This window comes from Micromonospora desertarenae (genome assembly GCF_056150265.1).
This window is the reverse complement of sequence record NZ_JAXCFQ010000001.1, coordinates 378,306-402,165: the sequence shown is the minus strand read 5'-3', so window position 1 is coordinate 402,165 and position 23,860 is coordinate 378,306. Positions and strand designations below refer to the sequence as shown.

General features: G+C 74.4%; 20 protein-coding genes. 6 read left to right on the top strand and 14 right to left on the bottom strand.

Going from position 1 to position 23,860, the window contains the following annotated elements; all coding sequences use genetic code 11:
- Positions 1-257 precede the first annotated feature (257 nt).
- A complete protein-coding gene (gene aspS, locus SM577_RS01810; protein WP_474581200.1) occupies positions 258-1,544 on the top strand; it encodes an aspartate--tRNA(Asn) ligase in 1,287 nt (428 codons plus the stop codon).
- Between the two features lie 122 nt (positions 1,545-1,666).
- Here aspS and SM577_RS01805 read toward each other — a convergent pair whose 3' ends face one another.
- From SM577_RS01805 to SM577_RS01795, 3 genes are all read right to left on the bottom strand, one after another.
- A complete protein-coding gene (locus tag SM577_RS01805) occupies positions 1,667-2,062 on the bottom strand; it encodes a VOC family protein (RefSeq protein ID WP_474581201.1) in 396 nt (131 codons plus the stop codon).
- Between the two features lie 6 nt (positions 2,063-2,068).
- Positions 2,069-2,707, bottom strand: a complete 639-nt coding sequence (gene lipB, locus SM577_RS01800; RefSeq protein WP_302922993.1) for a lipoyl(octanoyl) transferase LipB — start codon at positions 2,705-2,707, stop codon at positions 2,069-2,071.
- 143 nt (positions 2,708-2,850) lie between these two features.
- Complete coding sequence (locus SM577_RS01795) at positions 2,851-4,671, bottom strand: DUF6311 domain-containing protein (RefSeq protein WP_302922992.1); 1,821 nt, start codon at positions 4,669-4,671, stop codon at positions 2,851-2,853.
- A 254-nt stretch (positions 4,672-4,925) separates the two neighbouring features.
- Here SM577_RS01795 and SM577_RS01790 point away from each other — a divergent pair, with 254 nt between their 5' ends.
- Positions 4,926-6,134 (top strand): extracellular catalytic domain type 1 short-chain-length polyhydroxyalkanoate depolymerase, encoded by a 1,209-nt coding sequence (locus SM577_RS01790; protein WP_474586124.1) that lies wholly within the window; start codon positions 4,926-4,928, stop codon positions 6,132-6,134.
- A 96-nt stretch (positions 6,135-6,230) separates the two neighbouring features.
- Here the strand turns inward: SM577_RS01790 and SM577_RS01785 are convergent, their stop codons facing one another.
- Both SM577_RS01785 and SM577_RS01780 read right to left on the bottom strand, forming a co-directional pair.
- Positions 6,231-7,130, bottom strand: a complete 900-nt coding sequence (locus tag SM577_RS01785; RefSeq protein ID WP_474586123.1) for a TIGR01777 family oxidoreductase — start codon at positions 7,128-7,130, stop codon at positions 6,231-6,233.
- Between the two features lie 58 nt (positions 7,131-7,188).
- A complete protein-coding gene (locus SM577_RS01780; RefSeq protein ID WP_474586122.1) occupies positions 7,189-8,190 on the bottom strand; it encodes an aldo/keto reductase in 1,002 nt (333 codons plus the stop codon).
- Between the two features lie 53 nt (positions 8,191-8,243).
- Between SM577_RS01780 and SM577_RS01775 the strand changes: the two genes are divergently transcribed.
- Entirely contained in the window at positions 8,244-8,606 is a 363-nt protein-coding gene (locus SM577_RS01775; RefSeq protein WP_302922988.1) for a MerR family transcriptional regulator, read from the top strand.
- Positions 8,607-8,764: 158 nt separating this feature from the next.
- Here the strand turns inward: SM577_RS01775 and SM577_RS01770 are convergent, their stop codons facing one another.
- The 3 genes from SM577_RS01770 to SM577_RS01760 form a co-directional block, all read right to left on the bottom strand.
- Positions 8,765-9,688 (bottom strand): TIGR03621 family F420-dependent LLM class oxidoreductase, encoded by a 924-nt coding sequence (locus SM577_RS01770; protein ID WP_474586121.1) that lies wholly within the window; start codon positions 9,686-9,688, stop codon positions 8,765-8,767.
- Positions 9,689-9,763: 75 nt separating this feature from the next.
- A complete protein-coding gene (locus SM577_RS01765) occupies positions 9,764-11,095 on the bottom strand; it encodes a low temperature requirement protein A (protein WP_302922985.1) in 1,332 nt (443 codons plus the stop codon).
- A gap of 46 nt (positions 11,096-11,141) precedes the next feature.
- The gene (locus SM577_RS01760) at positions 11,142-11,720 is read right to left on the bottom strand and encodes a TetR/AcrR family transcriptional regulator (protein ID WP_302922984.1); all 579 of its coding nucleotides are present in this window, start codon (positions 11,718-11,720) and stop codon (positions 11,142-11,144) included.
- 144 nt (positions 11,721-11,864) lie between these two features.
- Between SM577_RS01760 and SM577_RS01755 the strand changes: the two genes are divergently transcribed.
- Positions 11,865-12,812, top strand: coding sequence for an SDR family NAD(P)-dependent oxidoreductase (locus SM577_RS01755; protein ID WP_474586120.1), 948 nt, complete (start codon positions 11,865-11,867; stop codon positions 12,810-12,812).
- A 64-nt stretch (positions 12,813-12,876) separates the two neighbouring features.
- On the opposite strand, the gene sucB is transcribed toward SM577_RS01755, so the two are convergent.
- Both sucB and lpdA read right to left on the bottom strand, forming a co-directional pair.
- Positions 12,877-14,754 carry a 2-oxoglutarate dehydrogenase, E2 component, dihydrolipoamide succinyltransferase gene (gene sucB, locus SM577_RS01750; RefSeq protein WP_474586119.1) on the bottom strand — a complete coding sequence of 626 codons (1,878 nt, stop codon included), beginning with the start codon at positions 14,752-14,754 and terminating at the stop codon, positions 12,877-12,879.
- A gap of 73 nt (positions 14,755-14,827) precedes the next feature.
- Positions 14,828-16,219: a dihydrolipoyl dehydrogenase gene (gene lpdA / locus SM577_RS01745; RefSeq protein ID WP_302922981.1), complete on the bottom strand. Its 1,392-nt coding sequence runs from the start codon at positions 16,217-16,219 to the stop codon at positions 14,828-14,830.
- A 178-nt stretch (positions 16,220-16,397) separates the two neighbouring features.
- On the opposite strand from lpdA, the gene SM577_RS01740 reads away from it, so the two are divergent.
- Positions 16,398-16,727: a hypothetical protein gene (locus SM577_RS01740; RefSeq protein ID WP_302922980.1), complete on the top strand. Its 330-nt coding sequence runs from the start codon at positions 16,398-16,400 to the stop codon at positions 16,725-16,727.
- A 114-nt stretch (positions 16,728-16,841) separates the two neighbouring features.
- Here the strand turns inward: SM577_RS01740 and SM577_RS01735 are convergent, their stop codons facing one another.
- A complete protein-coding gene (locus SM577_RS01735; RefSeq protein WP_474586118.1) occupies positions 16,842-18,413 on the bottom strand; it encodes a leucyl aminopeptidase in 1,572 nt (523 codons plus the stop codon).
- A 161-nt stretch (positions 18,414-18,574) separates the two neighbouring features.
- Here SM577_RS01735 and gcvT point away from each other — a divergent pair, with 161 nt between their 5' ends.
- Positions 18,575-19,705, top strand: a complete 1,131-nt coding sequence (gene gcvT, locus SM577_RS01730) for a glycine cleavage system aminomethyltransferase GcvT (RefSeq protein WP_474586117.1) — start codon at positions 18,575-18,577, stop codon at positions 19,703-19,705.
- 123 nt (positions 19,706-19,828) lie between these two features.
- Here gcvT and SM577_RS01725 read toward each other — a convergent pair whose 3' ends face one another.
- The 3 genes from SM577_RS01725 to SM577_RS01715 form a co-directional block, all read right to left on the bottom strand.
- Positions 19,829-21,118 (bottom strand): DUF2314 domain-containing protein, encoded by a 1,290-nt coding sequence (locus SM577_RS01725; protein WP_474581211.1) that lies wholly within the window; start codon positions 21,116-21,118, stop codon positions 19,829-19,831.
- 67 nt (positions 21,119-21,185) lie between these two features.
- Positions 21,186-21,959 (bottom strand): adenosylcobinamide-GDP ribazoletransferase, encoded by a 774-nt coding sequence (locus SM577_RS01720; RefSeq protein WP_474586116.1) that lies wholly within the window; start codon positions 21,957-21,959, stop codon positions 21,186-21,188.
- Positions 21,949-23,835, bottom strand: a complete 1,887-nt coding sequence (locus SM577_RS01715) for a bifunctional adenosylcobinamide kinase/adenosylcobinamide-phosphate guanylyltransferase (RefSeq protein ID WP_474586115.1) — start codon at positions 23,833-23,835, stop codon at positions 21,949-21,951. Before SM577_RS01715 ends, SM577_RS01720 begins: the two co-directional genes overlap by 11 nt.
- Positions 23,836-23,860: the final 25 nt, after the last annotated feature.

Here is a 23,860-nt window from a genome sequence, read left to right as displayed (position 1 = left end):
CCGAGTAACGGGCCGATCCGCCAGTCGAAGAGAGCCGCCGGTTGCTGTGAGGCGGTCTGGCGCCGGCCCGCGAAGACCCTCCCGAGCTGCGGGAAGAACGGCGCTCGCGCCCAGTAGACCCCGCCCGGCTGGCCCCGGTCACCAGGCGACGAACGAGGCTCCCGTTCGCGGGGGCGAAGGTGTGGTGGCACCGCGAGGTTCCCGCTCGCCCACACCTCCCGGGGATCGCGTTGCGATTGATCGAGGAGGTAACCGCCGTGCAACGCATCCTTTCCGCCCAGCTTCCCGCCCAGGTCGGCAGGTCCGTCCGGATCGCCGGCTGGGTGCACCGCCGCCGGCTGCTCAAGTCGGTGGCCTTCCTGATCGTCCGGGACGCCGCCGGGCTCGCCCAGGTGGTGGTCACCGACCCGGCCGTGCGCACCCAACTGGCGGCGCTGACCGAGGAGACAGTCGTCGAGGTCACCGGCACGGCGGTCGCGAACGCCACCGCGCCCGCCGGGGTCGAGGTCACCGCGCCGGTGGTACGACCGCTCGGCCCGCCCGCCGTGCCGCCCCCGTTCGACCTGTTCCGGCCGGAACTGACCGCGAGCCTGCCCACCCAGCTCGACCACGCGCCGGTCGCGCTGCGCCACCCGACCCGGTCGGCGGCGCTGCGCGTCTCGGCGGCGGCCGTGGCCGGCTTCCGCGCCGCGCTCGACGCCCGCGACTTCGTGGAGATCCACACCCCGAAGGTGGTCGCCTCGTCCACCGAGAGCGGGGCGAACGTGTTCGCGCTGGACTGGTTCGGCCGGCCCGCGTACCTGGCCCAGTCGCCGCAGTTCTACAAGCAGCTGATGGTGGGCGTGTTCGAGCGGGTCTACGAGGTCGGGCCGGTGTTCCGGGCCGAGCCGCACGACACCGTCCGGCACCTGGCGCAGTACACCTCGCTCGACGCCGAGCTGGGCTTCGTCACCGACCACCGGGACGTGATGGCCGTGCTGCGGCACACCCTGGCCGGCATGCTCGACGCGGTGGCGGGGCGCGCCGGTGCGGCGCTGGCCACGCTCGGCGTCGAGGCCCCCGAGGTGCCGGCGGAGATCCCGGCGGTGCACTTCACCGAGGCGCTGAAGATCGCCGGCGCGCCGGCCGACGAGCCGGACCTCGCCCCGGCGCACGAGCGGGCGCTGGGGGAGTGGGCCCGGCGGGAACACGGCTCGGAGTTCCTCTTCGTCACCGGCTACCCGATGGCGAAGCGGCCCTTCTACACCCATCCGGACCCGGCGCGGCCGGCCTACTCCAACGGCTTCGACCTGCTGTTCCGGGGGCTGGAGCTGGTGACCGGCGGGCAGCGGCTGCACCGGCACGCCGACTACCTGGCGGCGCTCGCGGCGCGCGGCGAGCCGGTCGAGCCGTACGCCGGCTACGTCGACGCGTTCCGGCACGGCATGCCGCCGCACGGCGGCTTCGCCATCGGCCTGGAACGCTTCGTCGCCCGCCTGCTGACCGTCCCCAACATCCGCCAGGTCACCCCCTTCCCCCGCGACCTCCACCGCCTCACCCCGTAACCCCGCCCGCCCACCCTCTCGTCGTTGATCATGAGGTTGGCGGCGGTGAAGGAGATCGACTTCGCCGTCAACCTCATGATCGACGGGGTGGGGTGGGGGGTGGGGTGGGTGGGGGGTGGGGGTTAGGGGCCTAGGAGGTCCCAGGGGTTGCCGGATGGGTCGCGGAAGACGGCTACCTGGCCGTAGGGCTCGGTGCGCGGGGGTTTGACGAACTCCACCTTCGCCTCGACCATGCGGCGGTAGGTGGCGTCGAAGTCGTCGACCCGGAGGAAGAAGCCGACCCGGCCGGCGACCTGGTCGCCCACCGCCGCCTCCTGCCGGTCGCCGTCGGCGCGGGCGAGCAGCAGCCCGGTCCCGCCGCCGGGCGGGCGGACCACCACCCAGCGCTTGGGTCGGCCGTCGTTGGTCAGCGACGGCGAGTCCTCCGTCAGCTCGAAGCCGAGCACCTCGGTGAAGAAGGCGATCGCCGGGTCGTACTCGGCGACGACGAGGGTGACCAGGTCGATCCGGGTGGCCACGGACGGTCAGGCCAGCAACGTCGGCAGCCGGCGCTCGACCACCGGCAGCACGTCGGCCACGGTGACCGGGCGGCCCAGCTCGGCGGTGAGCGAGGTGACCCCGGCGTCGCGGATGCCGCACGGCACGATCCGGTCGAAGTAGCCCAGGTCGCAGTCGCAGTTGATGGAGAAGCCGTGCAGGGTCACGCCGCGGGCGACCCGGATGCCGATGGCGGCGACCTTGCGGGCCGGGCCCCGGTCGTCCTCGGGCACCCACACCCCGCTGCGGCCCTCGACCCGGCCGGCGGTCAGCCCGAACTCGGCGCACACCTCGATCAGCAGCTGCTCGGTGCGGCGGACGTAGGCGACCACGTCCACCGGGTCGGGCAGGCGCAGGATCGGGTAGCCGACCAGCTGCCCCGGACCGTGCCAGGTGATCTTGCCGCCGCGGTCGACGTCGATGACCGGGGTGCCGTCCATCGGGCGGTCCCACGGCTCGGTCCGCTTGCCCGCGGTGTAGACGCTCGGGTGCTCCAGCAGCAGCACGGTGTCGGCGCGCTCGCCGGCCACCACCGACTCGTGCAGCCGGCGCTGCTCGTCCCAGGCGGCCTGGTAGTCGAGGACACCGGCGCGGACGGCCGTGAGGCCGGGGGTCGTCGTGGTCACGGCTTCAGCGTAGACCCGTACTCGCCGGTCACCTGGGGTGAGCCGGCTCACCACGGGCCGGCCGCCCCGCTCTCCCGGAGCGCGGTCAGGCCGGTCGGGCGCGGTCAGGGCCGGCGGGGCGCGATCGGGGCCGGCGGGGCGCGTCAGGCCGGGGGGACCCGCCACAGCCAGACGTCGTCCACCCGCTGCGGCTCGCCGAGCAGCGCGGTCACGGTGCGGCGCACGGCGTCCTCGTGCACGTCGTACTTGGCCCCGTGCACCCGGTCCGGCATCACCACCACCTCGACCCGCCAGTGCCGCAGGTCGGTCAGCGCCTCGGTGATGGAGCCCTCGGTGATGATCGGCACCAGGCCGTCCCGGCCGGCCTGGTCGACCAGCGCGCCGAACGGGCGGGGGACCGGGCCGATCCGGCCCCGGCCGTCCGGCCCGCCCGGGCCCAGGAAGAACCCCGACGGGATGGCGAACTCACCCTGCCGGTGCGCGAGGGCGTACGCCTGCCAGCGCTGGCCGTCCGGGTAGACGTCGAGGGTCAGCGGCACCGGGGTGAGCACCCCGCCCGGCGAGACGTGCTCCCGCCAGGTCCCGGCGGTGATGAACCGCGGGATCGGCTCGCGTTCGATGGTCAGCAGCGGGGTCGGTACCAGCGGCAGCAGCGCCGCGGCGAAGCCGATCCCCCAGGCCAGCCGCGTCGCCCGGCGCCGCGGCGGGTGCGCGCGCAACCGGTCGACGGCGTACGCCAGCAGCAGCCCGATCATCGGGGTCACCACCAGCGCCAGCCGGGCCGGCAGGGCGGCGTTCACCACCGGCAACTGCCCGACCAGGTCGAAGGGCATCGGCAGGTCGGTGCGGCGCCCGTCGACCTTGGCCTCCGGCCCGAAGGAGAGCAGCGTGAAGACCACCGCGGTGACGCCGATCGCCCACAGGGTGGCCCGGCGACCCGGGTCCGCGCGCCGCCACAGCGCCACGAAGCAGGCCACCGCCAGCACCAGCAGCGGTACGCCGAAGAACGAGTTCTCCTCGGTCGGGTTCGGCGCCAGCCGGGTGCCCAGCCCCACCTCGCCGGCCAGCGACCGGCGCGGGTACGCCCCGAACGAGACCACGTCCTCGGAGTGGATCACCGCGTCGAAACCGGTGCCGTGGAACCGCTGCGGACCGGCGAAGTGCAGCCAGAGCGGGTACGCCAGCAGCAGCCCGGCCACCACGGCGGTGACCGCCAGCCCGCGCAGGAGGCTGGGCAGCGCGTCCCGGGCCTCGGCGCGGCGGGCCGGGTGCAGCGCCCAGACGGCGAGGAATACGCCGAGCGCGAGCGCGGTGAAGAAGAGCCCCTCGGCCGCGATGGAGAAGGCGACAGCGACCAGCACGCCGAGCACCACCCCGTTGCGCAGCAGGTGCTCCCGGCGGCGCAGCGCGAAGACCCGCCAGACCAGCAGCGGCACCAGCCAGCCGGCGGTCCAGTTCAGGTGGGCGTTGGCGTGCGAGACCATGCCGGGGGAGAAGGCGATGAACAGCGCGCCGACGGCGGCGGCGAGCGGGCTGCGCACCAGGTGCCGGGAGAGCAGCCAGTACCAGGCCAGCGCGGTGGCGACCAGGTTGAGGGTGAGGATCACCAGGAACGTCGCGGGCGGCCCGATCAGGTAGGTCAGCGGGGCGAAGACCGCCGCGTACACCGTGATCGAGGTGTTGACCGCGAGGTTCACCCCGTCCGGCACGTTGATCAGGTACGTGAAGAACGGGTTCTCCCCGTGGGTCAGCGCGTGGCCGCCGAAGGCCAGCAGCCACTCGAAGAGCGCCTGGTCGCTGGAGTTGACGGTGATGGTGCGGACGTTCGGGTCCCGCCACAGGCCGCTGGTCACCCAGAGGGCGAGCGCCAGCGCGGCCAGCGCCACGTACAGGTCGGCCCGCCGGTCGCGGGCGACGCGCGGCGGCGAGGCGGGCGAGGGCGCCAGGGACGGGGAGGTCGGCACGCAGCGGACGTTACCAACCGGACCTGGACACGCCGGTCAGACCCGAAAGCTCGGCGACCCGGTGTCGGGGCCGGCGTTCACCCCGCCGGCCCGACCAGCCGGAACGGCGGCTCGGGGCGGCCGCCGCGGCCGCTGACGCACACCTCGACGACCGTGAATGTGTGACCGTGCCCCATGTCACACCGTCGACACCTCGACGTAACGTCGCGGCAATTCGCGGGTGACTCAGCTCACAACCCCGTCAGGAGGCCCCCGTGCGCTGCTCCCCATCCCTGCTCGCCCGGCTCACCGGCGCCGTCGCCGGGGCCGTACTCGCCGCCGCGGCGGCGCTGGCCGTCGCCGCTCCCGCCCAGGCCGCCAGCCTCACCCAGGTGACCGGCTTCGGCTCGAACCCCGGCAACCTCGCCATGTACGCCTACCGTCCGGACAACCTGCCGGCGAACGCGCCGGCCGTGGTGCTGCTGCACGGCTGCACCCAGAACGCCGCCGGCTACTTCGCCAACTCCGGCTGGCAGAAGTACGCCGACCAGTGGAAGTTCGCCCTGATCGTGCCGGAGCAGAAGTCCGCCAACAACGCCAACAGCTGCTTCAACTGGTTCGAGACCGGGGACACCGCCCGGGGCCAGGGTGAGGCGCTGTCGATCAAGCAGATGGTCGACCACGCCAGGAGCAGCTACGGCACCGCCGCCAACCGGGTCTACGTCAGCGGGCTCTCCGCCGGCGGGGCGATGAGCGCGGTCATGCTCGCCGCCTACCCGGACGTCTTCGCCGGCGGTTCGGTGATCGCCGGCATCCCGTACCGCTGCGCCACCGGCATGGTGAACGCGTTCTCCTGCATGAGCCCGGGCGTGGACAAGACCCCGGCGCAGTGGGGCGACCTGGTGCGCAACGCCCATGCCGGCTACTCCGGGTCGCGCCCGAAGGTCGCCATCTGGCACGGCACCGGCGACTACACGGTGGCGGTGGCGAACGCGACCGAGTCCCGGGACCAGTGGACCAACGTGCTCGGCGTGTCGCAGACCCCGACCAGCACCGCCCAACTGCCCGCCGGCACCAGCCTCGAGGTGTACGGCAACGGCGCGGTCCGCCTCTACCGGGTCTCCGGGATGGGGCACGGCACGCCGGTCGACCCCGGCTCCGGCGCCGAGCAGTGCGGCAGCACCGCCGCGTACTTCCTGGACACCATCTGCTCCACCCACCGGGACGCGGTCTTCTTCGGCCTCGACGGCGGCGGCACCGACCCGACCCCCACCAGCCCGACGCCCACCCCGACCGCGACCCCGACCACCCCGCCCACCTGCGTCACCGCCAGCAACTACGCGCACGTCACCGCCGGCCGCGCCTACCACTCCGGCGGCTACGCCTACGCCAACGGCTCCAACCAGCGCATGGGCCTCTACAACACCTTCAACACCACCACCCTCCAGCAGACCGCCCCCAACCACTGGGTCATCGGCTGCTGACCCCACCCCGGTCGCGCGTTGATCATGAAGTTGGTGTCGGCCACACCGGCGTGTCGCGACAACAACTTCATGATCAACCGCGGTCCGCGGGTGGGGTCACTCGGTGAGGGCGGCGTGGAGGGCGCTGGGGAGGTCGGGGTGGTGGTGGTGGAAGCCGGCGGTGGTGAGGGCGGCGGGCAGGACGCGGGAGCTGGAGAGGGCCTCGGTGGAGAAGCCGCCGAGCACCACCTTCAGCGCCAGCGCCGGGATCGGCATGAACGCCGGGCGGCGCAGCTGCCGGGCCAGTTCCCGGGTGAACTCGGCGTTGGTCGACGGGGCCGGACCGACCAGGTTGACCGGTCCGGCGACGCTGTCGGATTCGAGCAGGAACACCGTGGCCGACAGCCAGTCGGCCATCGAGATCCACGGCCACCACTGCCGGCCGCTGCCCAGCTTGCCGGAGATGCCCAGCCGCATCGGCAGCAGCTGCGGCTTGAGCATCCCGCCGTCGCGGTGCAGCGGCAGGCCGATGCGCATCCGCACCACCCGTACGCCAGCGTCCTCGGCCGGCCGGGTGGCGGCCTCCCAGACCCGGCAGACGTCGGCCAGGAAGCCCTCGCCGGCCGGCGCGTCCTCCTCCACCGCCCGGTCGCCGGTGTCGCCGTACCAGCCGACCGCCGACGAGTTGAGCAGCGCCTTCGGCCGGTCCGCCGCCGGCAGGCCGGCGATGGTGATCGCCAGCGTGGTGGTGGTGTCCACCCGGCTCGACCGGATGAGCTGCCGGTACGCGTCGTTCCAGCGCCGGTCGCCGACCCCGGCGCCGGCCAGGTTGACCACCGCGTCGGACTCGGCGACCACCGCCGGGTCGAGCTGCGCCGCCGACGGGTTCCACTGCCGCTCGTCCGCGCCGCGGGGCGGACGCCGGACCAGCCGGGTGACCTGGTGCCCGTCGGCGACGAGCCGGTCGGCCAGGCGGGTGCCGAGGAAGCCGGACGCGCCGGCCATCAGGATCCGCATGCTCATATCTTCGGGTACGGACGGCGCACCGGATGCGTTGAGCCGGGTGGACCTTCTCTCATCCCACCGGTGACGGCTGCCGCAGGTCGGCCAGCAGCCGCTCGACCTCCGCGTACGCGTCCCGGGGGAGCGGGCCGAGCGCGAGGGTCGCGAAGTTCTCCTCGGCCTGGGCCGCCGTGCGGCAGCCCGGGATCGGCACCGTCCGTGGGCTGCGGGCCAGCAGCCAGCCGAGCGCGCCCTGGCCGAGGGTACGGCCGTCCGCGGTGAGCGCCGCGCGGATCTGCTCGACCCGGGCCGCCCAGGCCGGCGTGGGTCGCCCGTCGGTGAACCAGACCAGCCACTCCGGGGCCAACCCGCGTACGTCGTCCCGGCCGACCGCCCGGGTCGAGCCGGTGAGCAGCCCCATCGCCAGCGGGCCCCGGTTCAGGCTGGCCAGGTCGTACGCCTCGCAGACGGCCAGCGTCGCGGCGTTGTCCAGCAGCACCGACTGGTCGTGCTGGATCGCCGCGCAGTGCGGGCCGGCCTGCGCGAACGCCTCCGCCGAGGCGGGGTTGTCGGTGCTCCACCCGTACGCCCGGATCTTGCCCTGGGCGACCAGGCCCTCCAGGGTGTCGACCAGGTCGAGCGCGGCGGCCGCCGGCAGGTCGTTGATGTGCAGTTGGTAGAGGTCGACGTGGTCGGTGCCGAGCCGGCGCAGCGACTCCTCCAGGCTCTGCACGCAGTAGGCGGGGCTGGCGTCGGTGCCGGTCCACCGCCGGGTCGCCTCGTCGGCGCGGTTGCCGAACTTGGTGGCGATCACCGCCCGGTCGCGGCGGCCGGCGAGCGCCCGGCCGAGGATCCGCTCGCTGTGCCCGGCGCCGTAGTTGCTGGCCGTGTCGAAGAGCGTCACGCCCGCGTCGAGCGCGGCGTGGATGGTGCGGACCGACTCGCCGTCGTCGACCTCGCCCCAGCCGAACGGCTGCCCGCCGTCGCCCCACAGTGGTCCACCGATCGCCCAGCACCCCATGCCGAGCGCGCTGACCTCGATTCCGCTGCGACCCAGTGTCCGTGTCATCGTCATGCGCCCAGCTTTCAACCTGGAGCGCGCTCCAGGTCAAGCGCTACGCTGCCGCCATGCCCGGCTACGCCCCCTCCGAAGCCGCCCGGCGCAGCGGCTTCAGCCTCGACACCCTCCGCTACTACGAGAAGATCGGCCTGCTCAGCGGCGTCGGCCGCACCTCCGGCGGGCGGCGGGTCTTCACCGACGAGGACCTCAGCTGGCTGGTGCTGTTCCGCTGCCTGCGCGACACCGGCATGCCGATCGCCGAGATGTGCCGCTACGCCGAACTCGCCCGCGAGGGCGACCACACCGCCGGCGAGCGGAGAGCGCTGCTCCAGCGCCACGCCGAGCGGGTCGAGGAGCAGATGCGCCTGCTCCAACGCCAGTACGACCACCTCCGCGAGAAGATCCGCTTCTACGACCGCCTTCCCGACTGACGGCGCCCGGCCCGATGGTCGCGGCCCGACGACGAGCGGCGCCGGCCCGCCGATCGCCCTGGTCGTGTCGATACCTCTGAGCATCGATATGACTCAGCGGTATCACCCTCGACCGCCACCCTCCCACCGGGGCGCCGGGCAGCCGGGGAGCCGGTCGCTCAGCCGGTGTGGGCCAGGCGGGCGAGGACCGGGGTGAGCGGCTCCAGCGCGTCGGCGCGTACGACGAAGCGGGTGACGCCCCAGCGGCGCCGGTGCTCGGCGACCGCCGCGACGATCTCGTCCTCGGTGCCGATCAGCACGAACGGCGTGGCCAGCAGTTCGGCGACGGTCAGGCCGGTCTCGGCGGCGGTCTGTGCCGCCGCCGCCTCGGCGTCGTCGGTTACCGCTACCTGCTGCACCAGGGCCTCCAGCACCGGCGGCTCGGCCCGTCCGGCCGCCCCGGCGGCCACGCACTCGAGCTGGTGCTCGATCTCCGCCGCCCGCCAGCGCACCTCGTGCTGGTGCCCGTCGGGCAGGGTACGGCCCAGCCCGGCCAGCCCGACCACGTCGGCGTGCGCGCCCGCCCAGCGCAGCAGCGTCGAGTTCGCCCCGCCGAAGGTCAGCGGGACCCGCCGCTGCACCGGACGCGGGTTGTCCAGCCGGGCCGCCCGCATCGCCAGCTCCGGGGTGTCGACGGTGACCTCCTCGCCGTCGAGCAGGGCCCGGACCGCCTCGGCGACGGCCACGCAGCGGCGGACCCGGCCGGCCACGTCGGGGCGCTCGCGGCCGACCGCGCGCCACTCGACCGGGGTGTGCCCGGCACCGATGCCGAGCCGGGCCCGACCGCCGGAGAGCACGTCGAGGGTGGCCACGTCCGAGGCGAGCAGCATCGGCTCGCGGATCCCGGCGTTCGACACGTACGACCCGAGCCCGATGGTGGAGGTCACCGCGGCCGCGGCGGCCAGCGCGACGAACGGCGACCCGACAGCGCCGGGATGGTCGGCGGCGAGCAGCGCGTGGTAGCCGGCCGCCTCGGCCCGCCGGGCCAGGTCGAGCCAGCCCGGGCCGTCGGTGGGCTGGGCCTGGAGGGAGAAGATCGCCATCCGCCCACCCTGCCGCCCGTCCGCCCCGAGCGGCCAGCCGAACCGCCCCGTTTCTGCTACCGGCAGACCCGTGGCTCAGGTGGACGGCTCGTTCTCGACGTGTTCGTGCCAGCGGGCGCGGACGGCGGCCTCGTGCGCCTCGTGTTCGGCCTTCTCCTGGAAGACCACGTCACGCAGCGCCCGCCGGGAATCCGCCATCACCACCACCTCGACCGTCACCAGACCCACACAGATGGCGGTCAGCAGGGCGAGCGCGGCGAGCCCGGGCAGCCCTCCGGCGAGCGGGATGGCGGCGATCAGCAGCAGCACCGTGCCGAGCCGGGTCCAGGAGAGCGTGTGCAGGGTGCGCGCCTGGAAGAGCATGTTCGCGCAGAGATAGCAGGCCACCCCGCCGAAGAGCAGCGGTACGCCCGGGCCGTGCGGCGGCTCGGCCAGCGGCACCTCGGGGTCGGCGATGTCGTGCACGATCTCCTCGGCACCCAGCGCGAACAGGATGATGCCGGCGATCATCACCAGGTAGAAGTAGGCGTAGGCGTCCCGGGCCATGGCGACCCGGGCGCGGCCCTTCGCCACGTGCAGCGCGATCCGGGCGGCCGGCCCGACCACGTCGTAGTGCGCCCACCAGAGCGCGGCGGTGAAGAAGATGCCGAGCACGGCCGCCGCGACGGCCGGCCAGGTCGGCGGCTGGCCGAGCAGGTTGCTGCCCACGCCGACCGAGATCACCGACTCGCCCAGGGCGATGATCAGGATGAGGTCGTACCGCTCGGTCCAGTGTTCCGCGGACGTCACCGTCCAGCCCCAGGCGCCGGCGACCAGGCCCATGCCGTACTGGAGCACGACCACGCTCACCCAGAGGCCGTCCCGCACCCCGCCGGCCAGGCCGGGATCGTCGATCAGCGGCGGGATCAGCGCGGCGCCGACGAGCAGCAGCGTGCTGGCCACCAGTTCGGGCGAGTACTTCAGCAGCAGCCGGCGCTCACCGGGTCGCTCCTTGGCGACGTGCCAGTAGAGCAGCAGGTGCACGCTGCGGATCACCAGGTAGCTGAGCGCGACCACCATCGGCCCGGCGGCCATGTCCTGGGTCGGGCCGAACGCCTGGGGCAGGGAGAGCGCGAAGCAGAACAGGGCCGCCATGGCGAGGACCATCAGCGCCGGGACGAAGCCCTCGCCGAGCCGGACCCGGGTGGCCACCACGCAGTGCACCACCCAGACCCACCACAGCACGGCGAGCACCAGCATGGCGTGCAGCAGGCTGCGGCCGGAGACGTCCATCGCGGTGGCCCGGGTGATGATGAAGAACGAGAAGACGAAGACCAGGTCGAAGAAGACCTCGAACCGGTCCACCCGGGCGCCGGGGGCGATCGCGATGGCCGGGCCCAGCCGCCCGCGCCGCCCGATGCCACCCATCACCCCACTGTCGCAGCGCGCCCGCCCGACAGGGGCCGGAATGGGCTCAGCCCGACGCCCGGTACCGCAGGCCGTCCATCAACAGGTCGAGCAGGCGGCTCGCCTGCTCCCGCTGGGCCGGCTCGCCGGCGGCGAGGGAGACCCCGCTGAGGCCGGCCAGCACGTCCTCCGCGCGGACGTCGGCCCGGACCGCGCCGGCCGCGGTGGCCGCGTCGAGCAGCCGGGTGAGCGCGGCGATCAGCAGGTCGCGGCTCTGCGCGTACGGGTTGCTGCCGGCGGCGATCACCAGGCGCAGCGCGTCGGCCATGCCCCGTTTGGTGGCGAAGTAGTCGACGAACCGGTCCATCCAGGCCCGGGTGGCCCGGTCCGGCGGCAACTGCCCGAGCAGTTCCTCCGCCGAGTCGCAGAGCTTGGCCAACTCGTTGCGGTACGCCGCCTCGACCAGCGCCTCCCGGGTGGGGAAGTGGCGGTAGAGGGTGCCGATGCCCACCCCGGCGTCCTTGGCGACGGCGTCCAGGGTTACCTCCGCCCCCGGTCGGGAAAACGCCCGTACCGCGGCGTCGAGCAGTCGCTCGCGGTTGCGTCGCGCGTCGGCGCGCAACGGTCGGGGGGCGTTCTCCGGCACGGCTCCTCCTGGCGTCGTCCACGGCCTGCCGGCCGGTTGGCAAACGGAGGGTCCTCCGGTTAGTCTCGACCGTAACGGAGGATCCTCCGCTTCTCATCGTAGCGGCCGGGCGCGGGTGCGCGCCGGGCCGGACAAGGACGGATCATGACCACCAGCACACGTGTCAGCACGCCCTTCACTCCCGAGAGCACCGCCCTGGAGGTGGTGCGGGGCATCGACCTCGCCGGGCGGCGGGCCGTCGTCACCGGCGGCGCCTCCGGCATCGGTGTGGAGACCGCCCGCGCGCTCGCCGCCGCCGGAGCCGACGTCACCCTGGCGGTACGCAACCCCGAGGCCGGCCAGCGGGCCGCCGCGGAGATCACCAGCAGCACCGGCAACGACAAGGTCCTCGTCGCCCCGCTCGACCTGGCCGACCTGGCGTCGGTGGCCACCTTCGTGTCGACCTGGGACGGCCCGCTGCACATCCTGGTCAACAACGCCGGGATCATGGCCTCCCCGGAGATGCGCACCGCGCAGGGCTGGGAGATGCAGTTCGCCACCAACCACCTGGGCCACTTCGCGCTGGCCACCGGGCTGCACCGGTCGCTGGCCGCGGCCGGTGGCGCGCGCGTCGTCTCGGTCAGCTCGGCCGCCCACCTGCGCTCGCCGGTGGTCTTCGAGGACATCCACTTCGAGCGCCGCCAGTACGACCCGTGGCTGGCGTACGGGCAGTCCAAGACCGCCAACGTGCTCTTCGCCGTGGACGGAACCCGGCGCTGGGCCGACGACGGCATCCTGGTCAACGCGCTGATGCCGGGCGCGATCCGGACCAACCTCCAGCGCTACATCAGCGACGAGGAACTGGCCCGGATGCGGGCGCAGAGCGGCGGCGGGGCCGCGCACTGGAAGACCCCGGAGCAGGGTGCCGCCACCTCGGTGCTGGTCGCCACCTCGCCGCTGCTCGACGGCGTCGGCGGGCGCTACTTCGAGGACTGCCAGGAGGCCGGCCCGAACCAGCCGGGCACCCGCACCGGCTACGCCCCGTACGCCCGGGACCCGGAGGCCGCGGTACGGCTCTGGCAGGTCTCGGAGGAGACCCTGCGGGCCGCCTGACCGACCGGCGAAACGGCGCAGGGCGCCCCGGTGACCGGGGCGCCCTGCGCGTCGTACCGCCGACCTACAGGCCGAGCTCGGCCTCGAAGTTGCCGGCCTCCAGCCGCTCCTTGACAGCGGTCAGGAAGCGGGCCGCGTCGGCACCGTCGATCAGCCGGTGGTCGTAGGAGAGGGCCAGGTAGATCATCGACCGGATCGCGACGACCTCGCCCAGCTCCGGGTCGTTGACCACGACCGGACGCTTGACCACGGCACCCGTGCCGAGCATCGCCGACTGCGGCGACGGCACGATCGGGGTGTCGAACAGGGCGCCCCGGCTGCCGGTGTTGGTCAGCGTGAAGGTCGCCCCGGCGATCTCGTCCGGGCTGATCTTGTTGGTCCGGGTGCGCTCGGCCAGGTCGGCCACCCGCTTGGCGATCCCGCCCAGGTTCAGGTCACCGGCGTTGTGGATGACCGGCACCAGCAGACCCCGCTCGGTGTCCACGGCGATGCCGAGGTGCTCCGCGTCCGGGTAGGTGATCGTCCCGCCCTCGAGGTCCATCCGGGCGTTGACGATCGGGTACGTCTGCAGCGCCTCCACCGCCGCGAGGGCGAAGAACGGCAGGAAGGACAGCTTCACGCCGTGCCGCTGGAGGAAGGAGTCCTTGGCCCGGGCCCGCAGCTTGGCGATCTTGGTGACGTCCACCTCGATCACCGTGGTGAGCTGCGCCATCTCGTGCAGCGACTCGTGCATCCGCGTGGCGATGGCCTTGCGGATCCGCGGCAGCTTCTCGGTGGTGCCCCGCTTCGTGCTCGGGGTCGGCTTCGCGGCCGGCTTGGCCGGGGCCGCCGCCGGCTGCGCCGGAGCCGGAGCCGCCTTCGCCGCCTTGGCCCGCTCGGCCGCCTCCAGCACGTCCTGCTTGCGGATCCGGCCACCCACGCCGGTGCCGTTGACCGAGGACAGGTCGACGCCGTGCTCGCTGGCCAGCTTGCGCACCAGCGGGGTCACGTAGCCGGCCGCCTCCTCGCCGCCACCCTGGGCGGGCGCGGACGGGCGCTGCGGGGTCGCCGTGGGGGCCGGGGGAGTGGCCCGCTGCTCGGCCTGCGCCGGCTGGGCCGCGGTCTCGGCCTCCGCCGCCGGCTCGTTGTAGGACATCCCCGGCGTCGGCTCCTGCACCCGCGGCTCGGGCTCCGGCTTGGGCTCGGGCTTCGGCTCCGGCTTGGGCTCGGGCTTCGGCTTGGGCTCGGGCTTCGGCTCCGGCTTGGCCTCGGCCTTGGGCTCCGGCTTCGCCTCGGGCTGCGGCGTCGGCTCGGGCTTCGCCTCGGCCTGGGCCGCGCCGGCGGCACCGATCACGGCCAGTTCGGCGCCGACCGCGGCGGTCTCGTCCTCGGCGACCTTGATCTCCAGGACGGTGCCGGCGACCGGCGACGGGATCTCGGTGTCCACCTTGTCGGTGGAGACCTCCAGCAGCGGCTCGTCCACCTCGACGGTCTCGCCGACCTGCTTGAGCCAGCGGGTGACCGTACCCTCGGTGACGCTCTCGCCGAGGGCCGGCATGGTGACCGGGGTGCCCCCGCCCGACGGCGCCGGGGCGGCCTGGGCCGGCGCCGGCTCCTCGACGGCCGGCTGCTCGGCCTCGGCCTGCGGCTGCTCGGCCGCCTCGGCGGCCTGCTCGGCCGGCTGCTCCTGCTGCGGGGCGGCCTCGCCGCCGCCGGCCGCCTCGCCCTCACCGGAGATCACGGCCAGCTCGCTGCCGACCTCGGCGGTCTCGTCCTCGCCGACCACGATCCGGCTCAGCACACCCGCCGCGGGGGACGGGATCTCGGTGTCGACCTTGTCCGTCGACACCTCGAGCAGCGGCTCGTCGACCTCGACGGTGTCGCCCTCCTGCTTGAGCCAGCGCGTGACGGTGCCCTCGGTGACGCTCTCGCCGAGCCGGGGCATGGTGACCGATACCGGCATCTCTTAAGACTCCTTCATTCCCCTGGTGCGATCTCGCCCGTCTGCCGCCGGACGCCGCGGAATCAGTTCTCGATCAGGCGTGCGCGTGCAGCGGCTTGCCGGCGAGGGCCAGGTGCGCCTCGCCCAGGGCCTCGTTCTGCGTCGGGTGGGCGTGCACGAGCTGCGCCACCTCGGCCGGGTACGCCTCCCAGTTGTAGATGAGCTGCGCCTCGCCGACCAGCTCACCGACCCGGGCGCCGACCATGTGCACGCCGACGACGGGGCCGTCCTCCACCCGGACGAGCTTGACGAAGCCGGCCGTCTTGAGGATCTGGCTCTTGCCGTTGCCACCCAGGTTGTAGTTGTAGGTCTTGACCTTGTCGGCGCCGTACTGCTCCTTGGCCTTCGCCTCGGTGAGGCCGACCGACGCCAGCTCCGGGTCGGAGTAGGTGACCCGCGGGATGCCGGCCTCGTCGATCACGGCCGGGTTCTGGCCGGCGATCTCCTCGGCGACGAAGATGCCCTGCTGGAAGCCGCGGTGGGCGAGCTGGAGGCCGGGCACGATGTCGCCGACCGCGTAGACGTTCGGCACGCTGGTGCGCAGCCGCTCGTCGGTCAGCACGTAGCCGCGGTCCATCTTGACGCCCTGCTCCTCGTAGCCGAGGTTGGCGGTGTTCGGGCCGCGGCCGACGGCCACCAGCAGCAGCTCGGCCTCGACGGTCTCGCCGCCGGCGATGGTCACCTTGACGCCGTTGTCGGTCTTCTCGACCTTCTCGAACGGCTTGCCGACCTTGAAGTTGATCTTCCGCTTCCGGAAGGCCCGCTCCAGCGCCTTCGACGACTCCTCGTCCTCGGCGGCGACCAGCCGGGGCAGCGCCTCGATGATGGTCACGTCCACCCCGAAGGACTTCCACACGCTGGCGAACTCGACGCCGATCACGCCGCCGCCGAGCACGATGGCCGAGGACGGGACCCGGTCCAGGGTGAGCGCGTGGTCGCTGGTGATGATCCGCTCACCGTCGATCTCCAGGCCGGGCAGGCTCTTGGCGTACGAGCCGGAGGCCAGCACGACGTTGCGGCCGGTGTAGCGCTTGCCGTCGACCTCGACGACGTTCTTGCCGACCAGCTTGCCGGCGCCGGCCACGAAGGTGATGTTCTTGGCGCCGCCGACCAGGCCCTGGAGGCCCTTGTAGAGGCGGGCGATGACGCCGTCCTTGTACGAGTTGACCGCCGCCATGTCGATCCCGACCAGCTCGGCCTTGACGCCGAACTGCTCCGACTCGCGGGTCTGGTCGGCGATCTCGGCGGCGTGCAGCAGGGCCTTGGTCGGGATGCAGCCGTTGTGCAGGCAGGTGCCGCCGAGCTTGCCCTTCTCGATCAGCGCGACGGAGAGGTTCAGCTGGGCGGCCCGCAGCGCCGCCGCGTAGCCGCCGCTGCCACCTCCGAGGATGACGATGTCGAAGGTTGCGTCGTTCGGCTCGCTCACGTCCAACTCCCAGGTCGCGTCGCTGCATCGGGGGTCACGGCGGGGTCACACGGACACACCCCACCTCGGTCATCTTGTCACCACCGGGCACAGGGCGCGTAGTGAGGTGCCCAACGACACGTCCGTGACACGTACGCTTGGCGCGACCTTCGATGAACGCACTGTGGGGAGACGGTCGGTGGGACTGTTCCGACGACGCAAGAAGGCGGGCACGACGAGCCTCGACCGCGCCGCCGACCGCGCCGATCTGGACCACCTTGAGAACTTTGTCCGGACCAGGCGCGGGGTCGAGGCGTACATCGAGCCGCGGACCACGGTCACCGAGACCACGGTGATGCTGATCGCCGACGACGGGGAGTGGACCCGCCGCCGGATCGACGGCCCGGACGGCGCCCGCCGGTTCGCCCACCGGATGGGGATCCCGGTCTACGACGTCCGCCTGATGGGCTATCCCCAGCGCATGCGCGACTTCAACGAACGCCGCAAGCGCCGCCCCGACCTCTACTGACCCCCCGCCGCGCCGTGCACCGAAGGCGCCTCCCGCACGGAAAGAGTGGCCATCCCGGACGGAATGGCCACTCTTTCGGTGAACGTGCGCGGGTCGTGCCCGCGGCGGGGTGGGTCAGCCGTTGGCGGCGATGTCGTCGACCAGGTGGACCAGGGTGCGGACCGGGACGCCGGTGCCGCCCTTGGTCCAGTAGCCGGTCGGCTCGCCCGAGTGGTAGCCCGGCCCGGCGATGTCGATGTGCGCCCAGGCGACGTCGTCGGCGACGAACTCGCGCAGGAACACCCCGCCCTGGAGCATGTGGCCGGCCCGGTCCATCCCGGCGTTGACCTGCGAGATGTCGGCGACGTCGGAGTCCATGCCCTTACGCACGTCGTCCGGCAGCGGCATCGGCCAGGCCGGCTCGCCGGTCGCCTCGCCGGCGGCCTTCACCCGCTCGCACAGCTCCGGGCTGCCCATCACGCCGGCGACCTTCTTGCCCAGCGCGATGACCTGCCCGCCGGTGAGGGTGGAGGTCTCGAAGAGGTAGTCGCAGCCGTCCGCGCAGGCCCGGGCGATCGCGTCGGCCAGGATCATCCGGCCCTCGGCGTCGGTGTTGAGCACCTCCACCCTCTTGCCGTTGAACATGGTGATCACGTCACCCGGCCGGTACGACGTGCCGGACGGCATGTTCTCGGCCATCGGCAGGTAACCGGTCACCGCCACGGACGGCTTGAGCGCGGCGATCGCCAGCATGGCGGCGCCCACCGCGGCGGCGCCGGCCATGTCGGACTTCATCTCCCACATGCCCTGGGCCGGCTTGATCGAGATGCCGCCGGTGTCGAAGGTGATGCCCTTGCCGACCAGCGCGACCCGCTTGCCGCTGCCGCCACCGGCCGGGGTGTAGGTCAGCTTCACCAGTCGCGGCGGGGCCTCCGAGCCCTGGCCGACGGCGATGATGCCGCCGTAGCCGCCGGCGCGCAGCGCCTCCTCGTCCAGCACCTCGACCTCGAGCCCGGCCTCGCGGGCGGCGGCGGCGACCGCGTCGGCGAAGGCCGGCGGGCGCAGCTCGTTCGGGGCGGTGTTGACCCAGTCCCGGCTGCGCCGGACCGCGCCGGCGACCGCCTGGGTGCGGGCCACCTCGGCCTGGGCAGCGGCGTCGCCCGCGTCCGGCACGGCGACCAGCACCTCGGCCACCGGCTCGCGGCGGGTCGGCTGCGGCCGGGTCTTGTAGCCGGCGAACCGGTAGCCGCCGAGCAGCGCGCCCTCGGACACCGCGCGCAGCGCGGTCGCGGCGTCGGCGTCGTCGGGCACCGGCAGGGCGAGCGCCACCCGGGACGCGCCGGCCAGGGCGCGGACGGCCGCGCCGGCGGCGCGGCGCAGGGTCTCCGGTGCCGGGGCGGCGCCGGAGGGCTCCGGGCCGAGCCCGACGGCGGCGATCACCGGGGCGGTCACCGTGCCCAGGGTGGCCAGCTTGACCACCTCCCCGGGGCCGCCGGTCGCGCCGAGCAGCGCCAGCGTCTCGGTCAGCTTGCCGTCGAAGGCGGCGGCGATGCTCTCCGCGCCGCTGGCGAGCAGCAGGGTGCCGGCCAGGCCGCTGGTGGCGTCCTGCTCTCCGGTCTGGCTGTGCACGCCGATCACGATCGCGTCGACGGCAAGCTCGGCGGGGTCGGTGTCGACCAGGCTCAGGGTGGTGCTGGGCGATGTCACTGAAGCTACTCCGGGCGGGCCGGGCCGGCCGCGTCGTCGCGTACCGGCGATGAAGGTCTCCGGCGGACCGTACCCGCCGGACGTCGGGGCTGTCCCGCCGACGGCTCCGGCGGGTCCCGCCGATGCTAACCAGCCGGTGCGCTGCCGGTAAGTTGCCACCCATGACCGACGTGACCTCCGACGCCGCCGCGACCCGGCTGCGCCGTTCCCCGCTGCACGAGCGGCACACCGCCGCAGGCGCCAAGTTCGCCCCGTTCGGCGGCTGGGAGATGCCGCTGGAGTACGCCGGCGGCGGGGTGCTCAAGGAGCACACCGCGGTGCGTACCGCGGTCGGCGTCTTCGACGTCTCGCACCTGGGCAAGGCGCGGGTGACCGGCACCGGCGCGGCGGAGTTCGTCAACGCCTGCCTGAGCAACGACCTGGGCCGGATCGGCCCGGGCCGGGCCCAGTACACGCTCTGCTGCGACGACGCCACCGGCGGCGTGGTGGACGACATCATCGCCTACCTGCACGCCGACGACCACGTCTTCCTCATCCCGAACGCCGCGAACACCGCGGAGGTGGTGCGCCGGCTGCGCGCCGCCGCGCCGCCGCCGGTCACGGTCACCGACGAGCACGAGGCGTACGCGGTCCTCGCCGTGCAGGGGCCGCGCTCGGCCGACCTGCTCGGCGCGCTCGGCCTGCCCACCGGGCACGAGTACATGAGCTTCTCCGCCGCCGAGCTGGACGGGGTGCCGCTGACCGTCTGCCGCACCGGTTACACCGGCGAGCTGGGCTACGAGCTGGTGGTGGCGGCCGAGCACGCCGTCGCGGTCTGGGACGCGCTCTTCGCCGCCGGTGCGGCGTACGAGCTGCGCGCCTGCGGGCTGGCCGCCCGGGACACCCTGCGCACCGAGATGGGGTACCCGCTGCACGGGCAGGACCTGTCGCTGGAGATCACCCCGGTGCAGGCCCGGTCCGGCTGGGCGGTCGGCTGGGACAAGCCGGCCTTCTGGGGCCGCGACGCGCTGCGCGCCGAGAAGGCGGCCGGCCCCCGGCGTACGCTGCGCGGCCTGGAGGCGGTCGACCGGGCCATCCCGCGCCCGGGCATGACGGTCCACCTCGGCGACACCTCGGTCGGCACCATCACCAGCGGCACCTTCTCGCCGACGAGGAAGCAGGGCATCGCCCTGGCCCTGCTGGACACCGCCGCCAACCTCGCCGACGGCGACCTGGTCGAGGTCGACATCCGCGGCCGCCGCGCCCAGATGCGCATCACCCGCCCCCCATTCATCCACCCCTCGGTCAAGTAACCCGCCCCTCACCTCGTTGATCATGAGGTTGGCGGCACGAACAGAGATCGACATCGCCGGCAACCTCATGATCGACGCCTATGGCGGGGGGGTGGGGGCGGGGGGAGGGAGTGGGGGAGGGGGTTAGGGGGTGGGGGGTTCGCCGGCGTCCAGGACGGCTTGGGTCCAGCCGCCTTCGATGACGCCGGTGGCGTCGAGCAGGGCCCAGTCGACGACGTCGGCGGCCTCCACCACCACGGGGGCGCCGATCCGGACGGTCGGGTCGGTGTGCGCGTCGCTGGCGCTGGCGCCGACGATCCGCTCCGGTGACTCCCACGAGGTCACCCCGGCCCAGACGAACTCCGGGCCGTCCTCGCCGGGCAGGCCGTACTTGACCACGAGCTGGGTCTCCGGCGGCAGTTGGCCGGTGACGAACCGGGCCCGGATGTCGCCCAGCCCGGCGCGGGCGGTGGCGACGGCGCGGCTCATCGCGTCGCCCGACCGGGCGTAGCGCACGTCCGGCTGGATGCCGGAGAAGAGGGTGGCGCAGGCGGCGGCGAAGTAGCGCCCGGCCGGCCCCGGGTGCCCGGCGGGCGGGTGCAGGCTGAGGAACGAGTCGGCCTCCGGGTCCGTGGCCGGGTCCAGCTCCAGCCGGAGCAGCACCGGCGCGGTCGCCCCGTGCTGCTCCGGATTGCCGTACGCCACCGCGATGTCGTGCCCGGTCACCGTGGCCAGCACCGGCAGCTGCACGAACGCGGGCACCTCCTCGCCGGCCAGCCCGTCGGTCCAGTCCCGCAGCAACCGCCGCGCGGCGCCGGTCATCACCGCGCCCCAGGCCCGGGTGAGGTGGTCCGGCACCCCCTGGGTCTGCAACTCCAGCAGCCCGAACCGGCGCAGCCCCTTGGTGGTGAACCAGAGCCCCTCGGCGTCCGAGGAGTACGGCACCAGCACCCAGTCGACCAGCCGGATCCGGCCCTGCTCGTCGGGGAGCGAGCGCAGCGCGGTCGCCGGGTCGAGGAACTGCAACCCGAAGACGTCCACCACGTCGCCGTGCACCGACTCGGCGACCGCGGCGGCCACCGCCCGCGCCGCCCACTCGTGCGCCGGCGGCCAGCCGGGCCGGTACTCGGCCTGCACCACCACCAGGTGGCTGGCCGCGGCCAACCGGTCCAGCTGCGCCTCGCTGGCGCCGAACGCGGTCAGCAGATCCGGCGGCAGCTCGGGGAACTCGCCCACCGACCGGGTGTCCACACTCATCAACGGGCTGTCCAGCATCTGCCGGGCCAGGCCGAACACCGGGTCGGCCAGCCGGCCCCGCAGCGCCTCCACCGCGGTCTTCGGACCGACCCTCGGCAACCCGGCCATCGGCACCAGGTAGGTGGCGCTCAGCGACTCCGGCACCGGTACGGGCAGGAAGTCGTCCGTGATCAGCATGTCGTTCCCCCGGTTGGCCGCACCCGCGCTGTCGTGGGAGAACGCTACCCGCCGTGGCGCGCCGGACTCAGCCGGACAGCACGAGTCCCAGGTAGACCAGCGTGGTGACCAGCTCCACGGTCGCGCCGAGCACGTCGCCGGTGATCCCGCCGAGCCGGCGTACCACGTGCCGCAGCAGCGCCACCGCCACGGCGAGCGCGGCGACGACGGCGAGCGGCCCCTGCCACGGGCGGTCCGGCACCGCGGCGACCGCCACCAGCGCGACGGCGGCCGTCCCGGCGACCAGCGCGACCGGCCCGACGGTGCCGGCGACCAGCGCGCCCAACCCGTCCGGCCGGGCCGCCGGCACGCCCCGCCGGCACGCCACGGCGACCCCGAGCCGGCCCGCGGCGGTCGCCGCCACCACCGCGGCCAGCGCCGCCGGCCAGGACCGCCCGGCCAGCTCCGCGAGCGTCGCGGCCTGCACCAGCAGGACGACCACCAGCGCGGCCACCCCGAACGGACCCACGTCCGGCTTCTTCATGATCTCCAGCGCGGCCGCCCCCCGCCGGTACGACCCCAGCGCGTCCACGGTGTCGGCCAGCCCGTCCAGGTGCAGGCCCCGGGTGAGCAGCGCGCCCGCGCCCACGGTCACCCCGGCGGCGACCAGCGGCGGCGCCACCGCGACCAGGAGCAGCAGCAGCCCGGCGAGGAGCGCGCCGAGCAGCGCCCCCACCGCCGGGGCCAGCGCCATCGCGGTGCCCGCCACCGACCGGTCGATCCGGCCGGCGCGCACCGGCAGCGTGCTGAAGGTGGTCAGCGCCAGCCGCGCCCCGTCGGCGAGCCGCCGGTCAGCCGGCACGCCGGCCGGACGGGTCCACCGGCTGGCCGTCCGGTTCGGTGGTGGTCGGGCCCGGCCCGGCCGGCTCCGGCTCGACGAACTCGCGCTGGTCGTCCTCCTCCTCGACCGGCTCCGGCTCCTCGGGGCCGCCGCCGGCGAGCGAGGGGCGGGTGGGCAGCGCGGCGGCCAGCGCCAGCACCGAGCGCAGCAGCGGGAGCGCGGCCAGCGCGTTCGCCCCCTCACCCAGGTCGAGCCGCACGTCCAGCAGCGGAGTCAGGCCCAGCACGTCGGCGGCGAGCCGGGCGGCCGGGTCGCCGCCGTGGTCGGCCAGCAGGCACCAGTGCCGCGCCTGCCCGGCCAGGTCGCGGCTCACCATGCCGGCGGCCAGCCCGACCGGGCCGTCGAGCATCACCGGGATCCGGCGGGCCGTCGCGCCGAGCAGCACGCCGGTGGCGATCGCGATGTCCCCGCCACCCAGTTCGGCCAGCACGTCCTTGGCACCCCGCGGCGAGCGGCGGGTGCGGTGCAGCGCGTCGCGGACCGCCGCGCACCGCTTCATCCAGGCCGCGTCGTCGATCTCACCCGCGTCGGTCAGCACCCGGCCGAGCACCGCTGGCGGTTCCGCGCCGGCGGTCGCGGCGAGCACCGCCGCCGCCGCGGCCTCGGTGCCGGCGCCGCAGGCCGCCAGCACCAGTAGCCGTACGCCCGCGTCGGCGGCCTGCTCGGCGAGGCGCCAGCCCTCGCGCAGGGCCGCCTCGACCTGTTCGCCGCTGAGCGCCGGCTCGACCTCCATCGGCGCCGCCGCCGGCGCCGCCACCACCTGCAGGCTCGCGCCGCACTCGGCCGCCATCCGGGCCAGCGGGCCCTCGCCGGCGCGCGCCTGCCGGGCCCGCCGGGCGGACTCCCCGGCCACCGTGCCGGCGGCCGCCCCGCCGGCGTGGTCGCCGTGCAGCAGCAGCACCCGCACCGAGCCCCACGGGGCCGGGGTCGGGGTGCCCTGGGTGGCGGCGGCGAACCCGACCACCCGCTCCAGCACGCCGAGCCCGGCGCCGGGCACGTCCAGCGTGGCCAGCCGCTCGATCGCCTGCGGGCCGGCGTACTCGTCGGGCATGGGCAGCTCCATGCCGGGCTGGATGACCAGGCCGGTGGCCACCATCGGCAGCGCCATGGTGGGCGCCGCCCACGCCGTGGCCGGCTCGGCGGGCGGGGCGGCCGGTGGCGGCGGCGTCGGGGTCAGCACCTCCGGCAGCGCGGCCGGCTCGGGCGCGACGACGGCGCCGTTGACCGCCGGGGCGGCCGGCGCCGGGGCGGGGCCGCCCTGGGCCGGTACGGTCGCCGCCCGCGCGGCCTGCGCCGGTTTGAGCCAGGCCGGCTGGCCGGCGACCACCAGCACGACCGCGTCACAGGCGTCGGCGACCGCCCGGTTGGCCGCGCCGAGCGCGTCGGTGAACGCCCGGCCGAGCGGGGTGGTCGGCACCAGCGAGAGCCCGACCTCGGGGCTGACCAGCACCAGCCGCGCCGCGCAGGAGCGCACCGCGGCGGCCAGTTCGGCGATGGTGGCGGTGTCGTCGGCCGGCTGGTGGGCCGGGTCCAGCAGCACGGTCACCCAGCCGCCGAGGTCGTCGACGAGCAGCGTCTCGTTCGGCTCGGCGGCGGCGATCACGTCGGCCAGCCGGCGCGGGTCGGCCGCGGTCTCCTCGGTGCTCCAGGTCTCCGGGCGGCGGGCGCGGTGCGCCGCCAGCCGGGCGGCCCACTCGGCGTCGTCCGCGGCGGCGTCCGCGGCGGTGGCCAGGTAGCGGACCGTGGGCGCGTCGGCGACCAGGGACTCGGCGAACTCCGACTTGCCGGACCGGATGCCCCCGAGCACCAGGACCGTGTTCCACCCGTCAACGGACATGCCCGTACCTTAAGGCCGCCCGGCG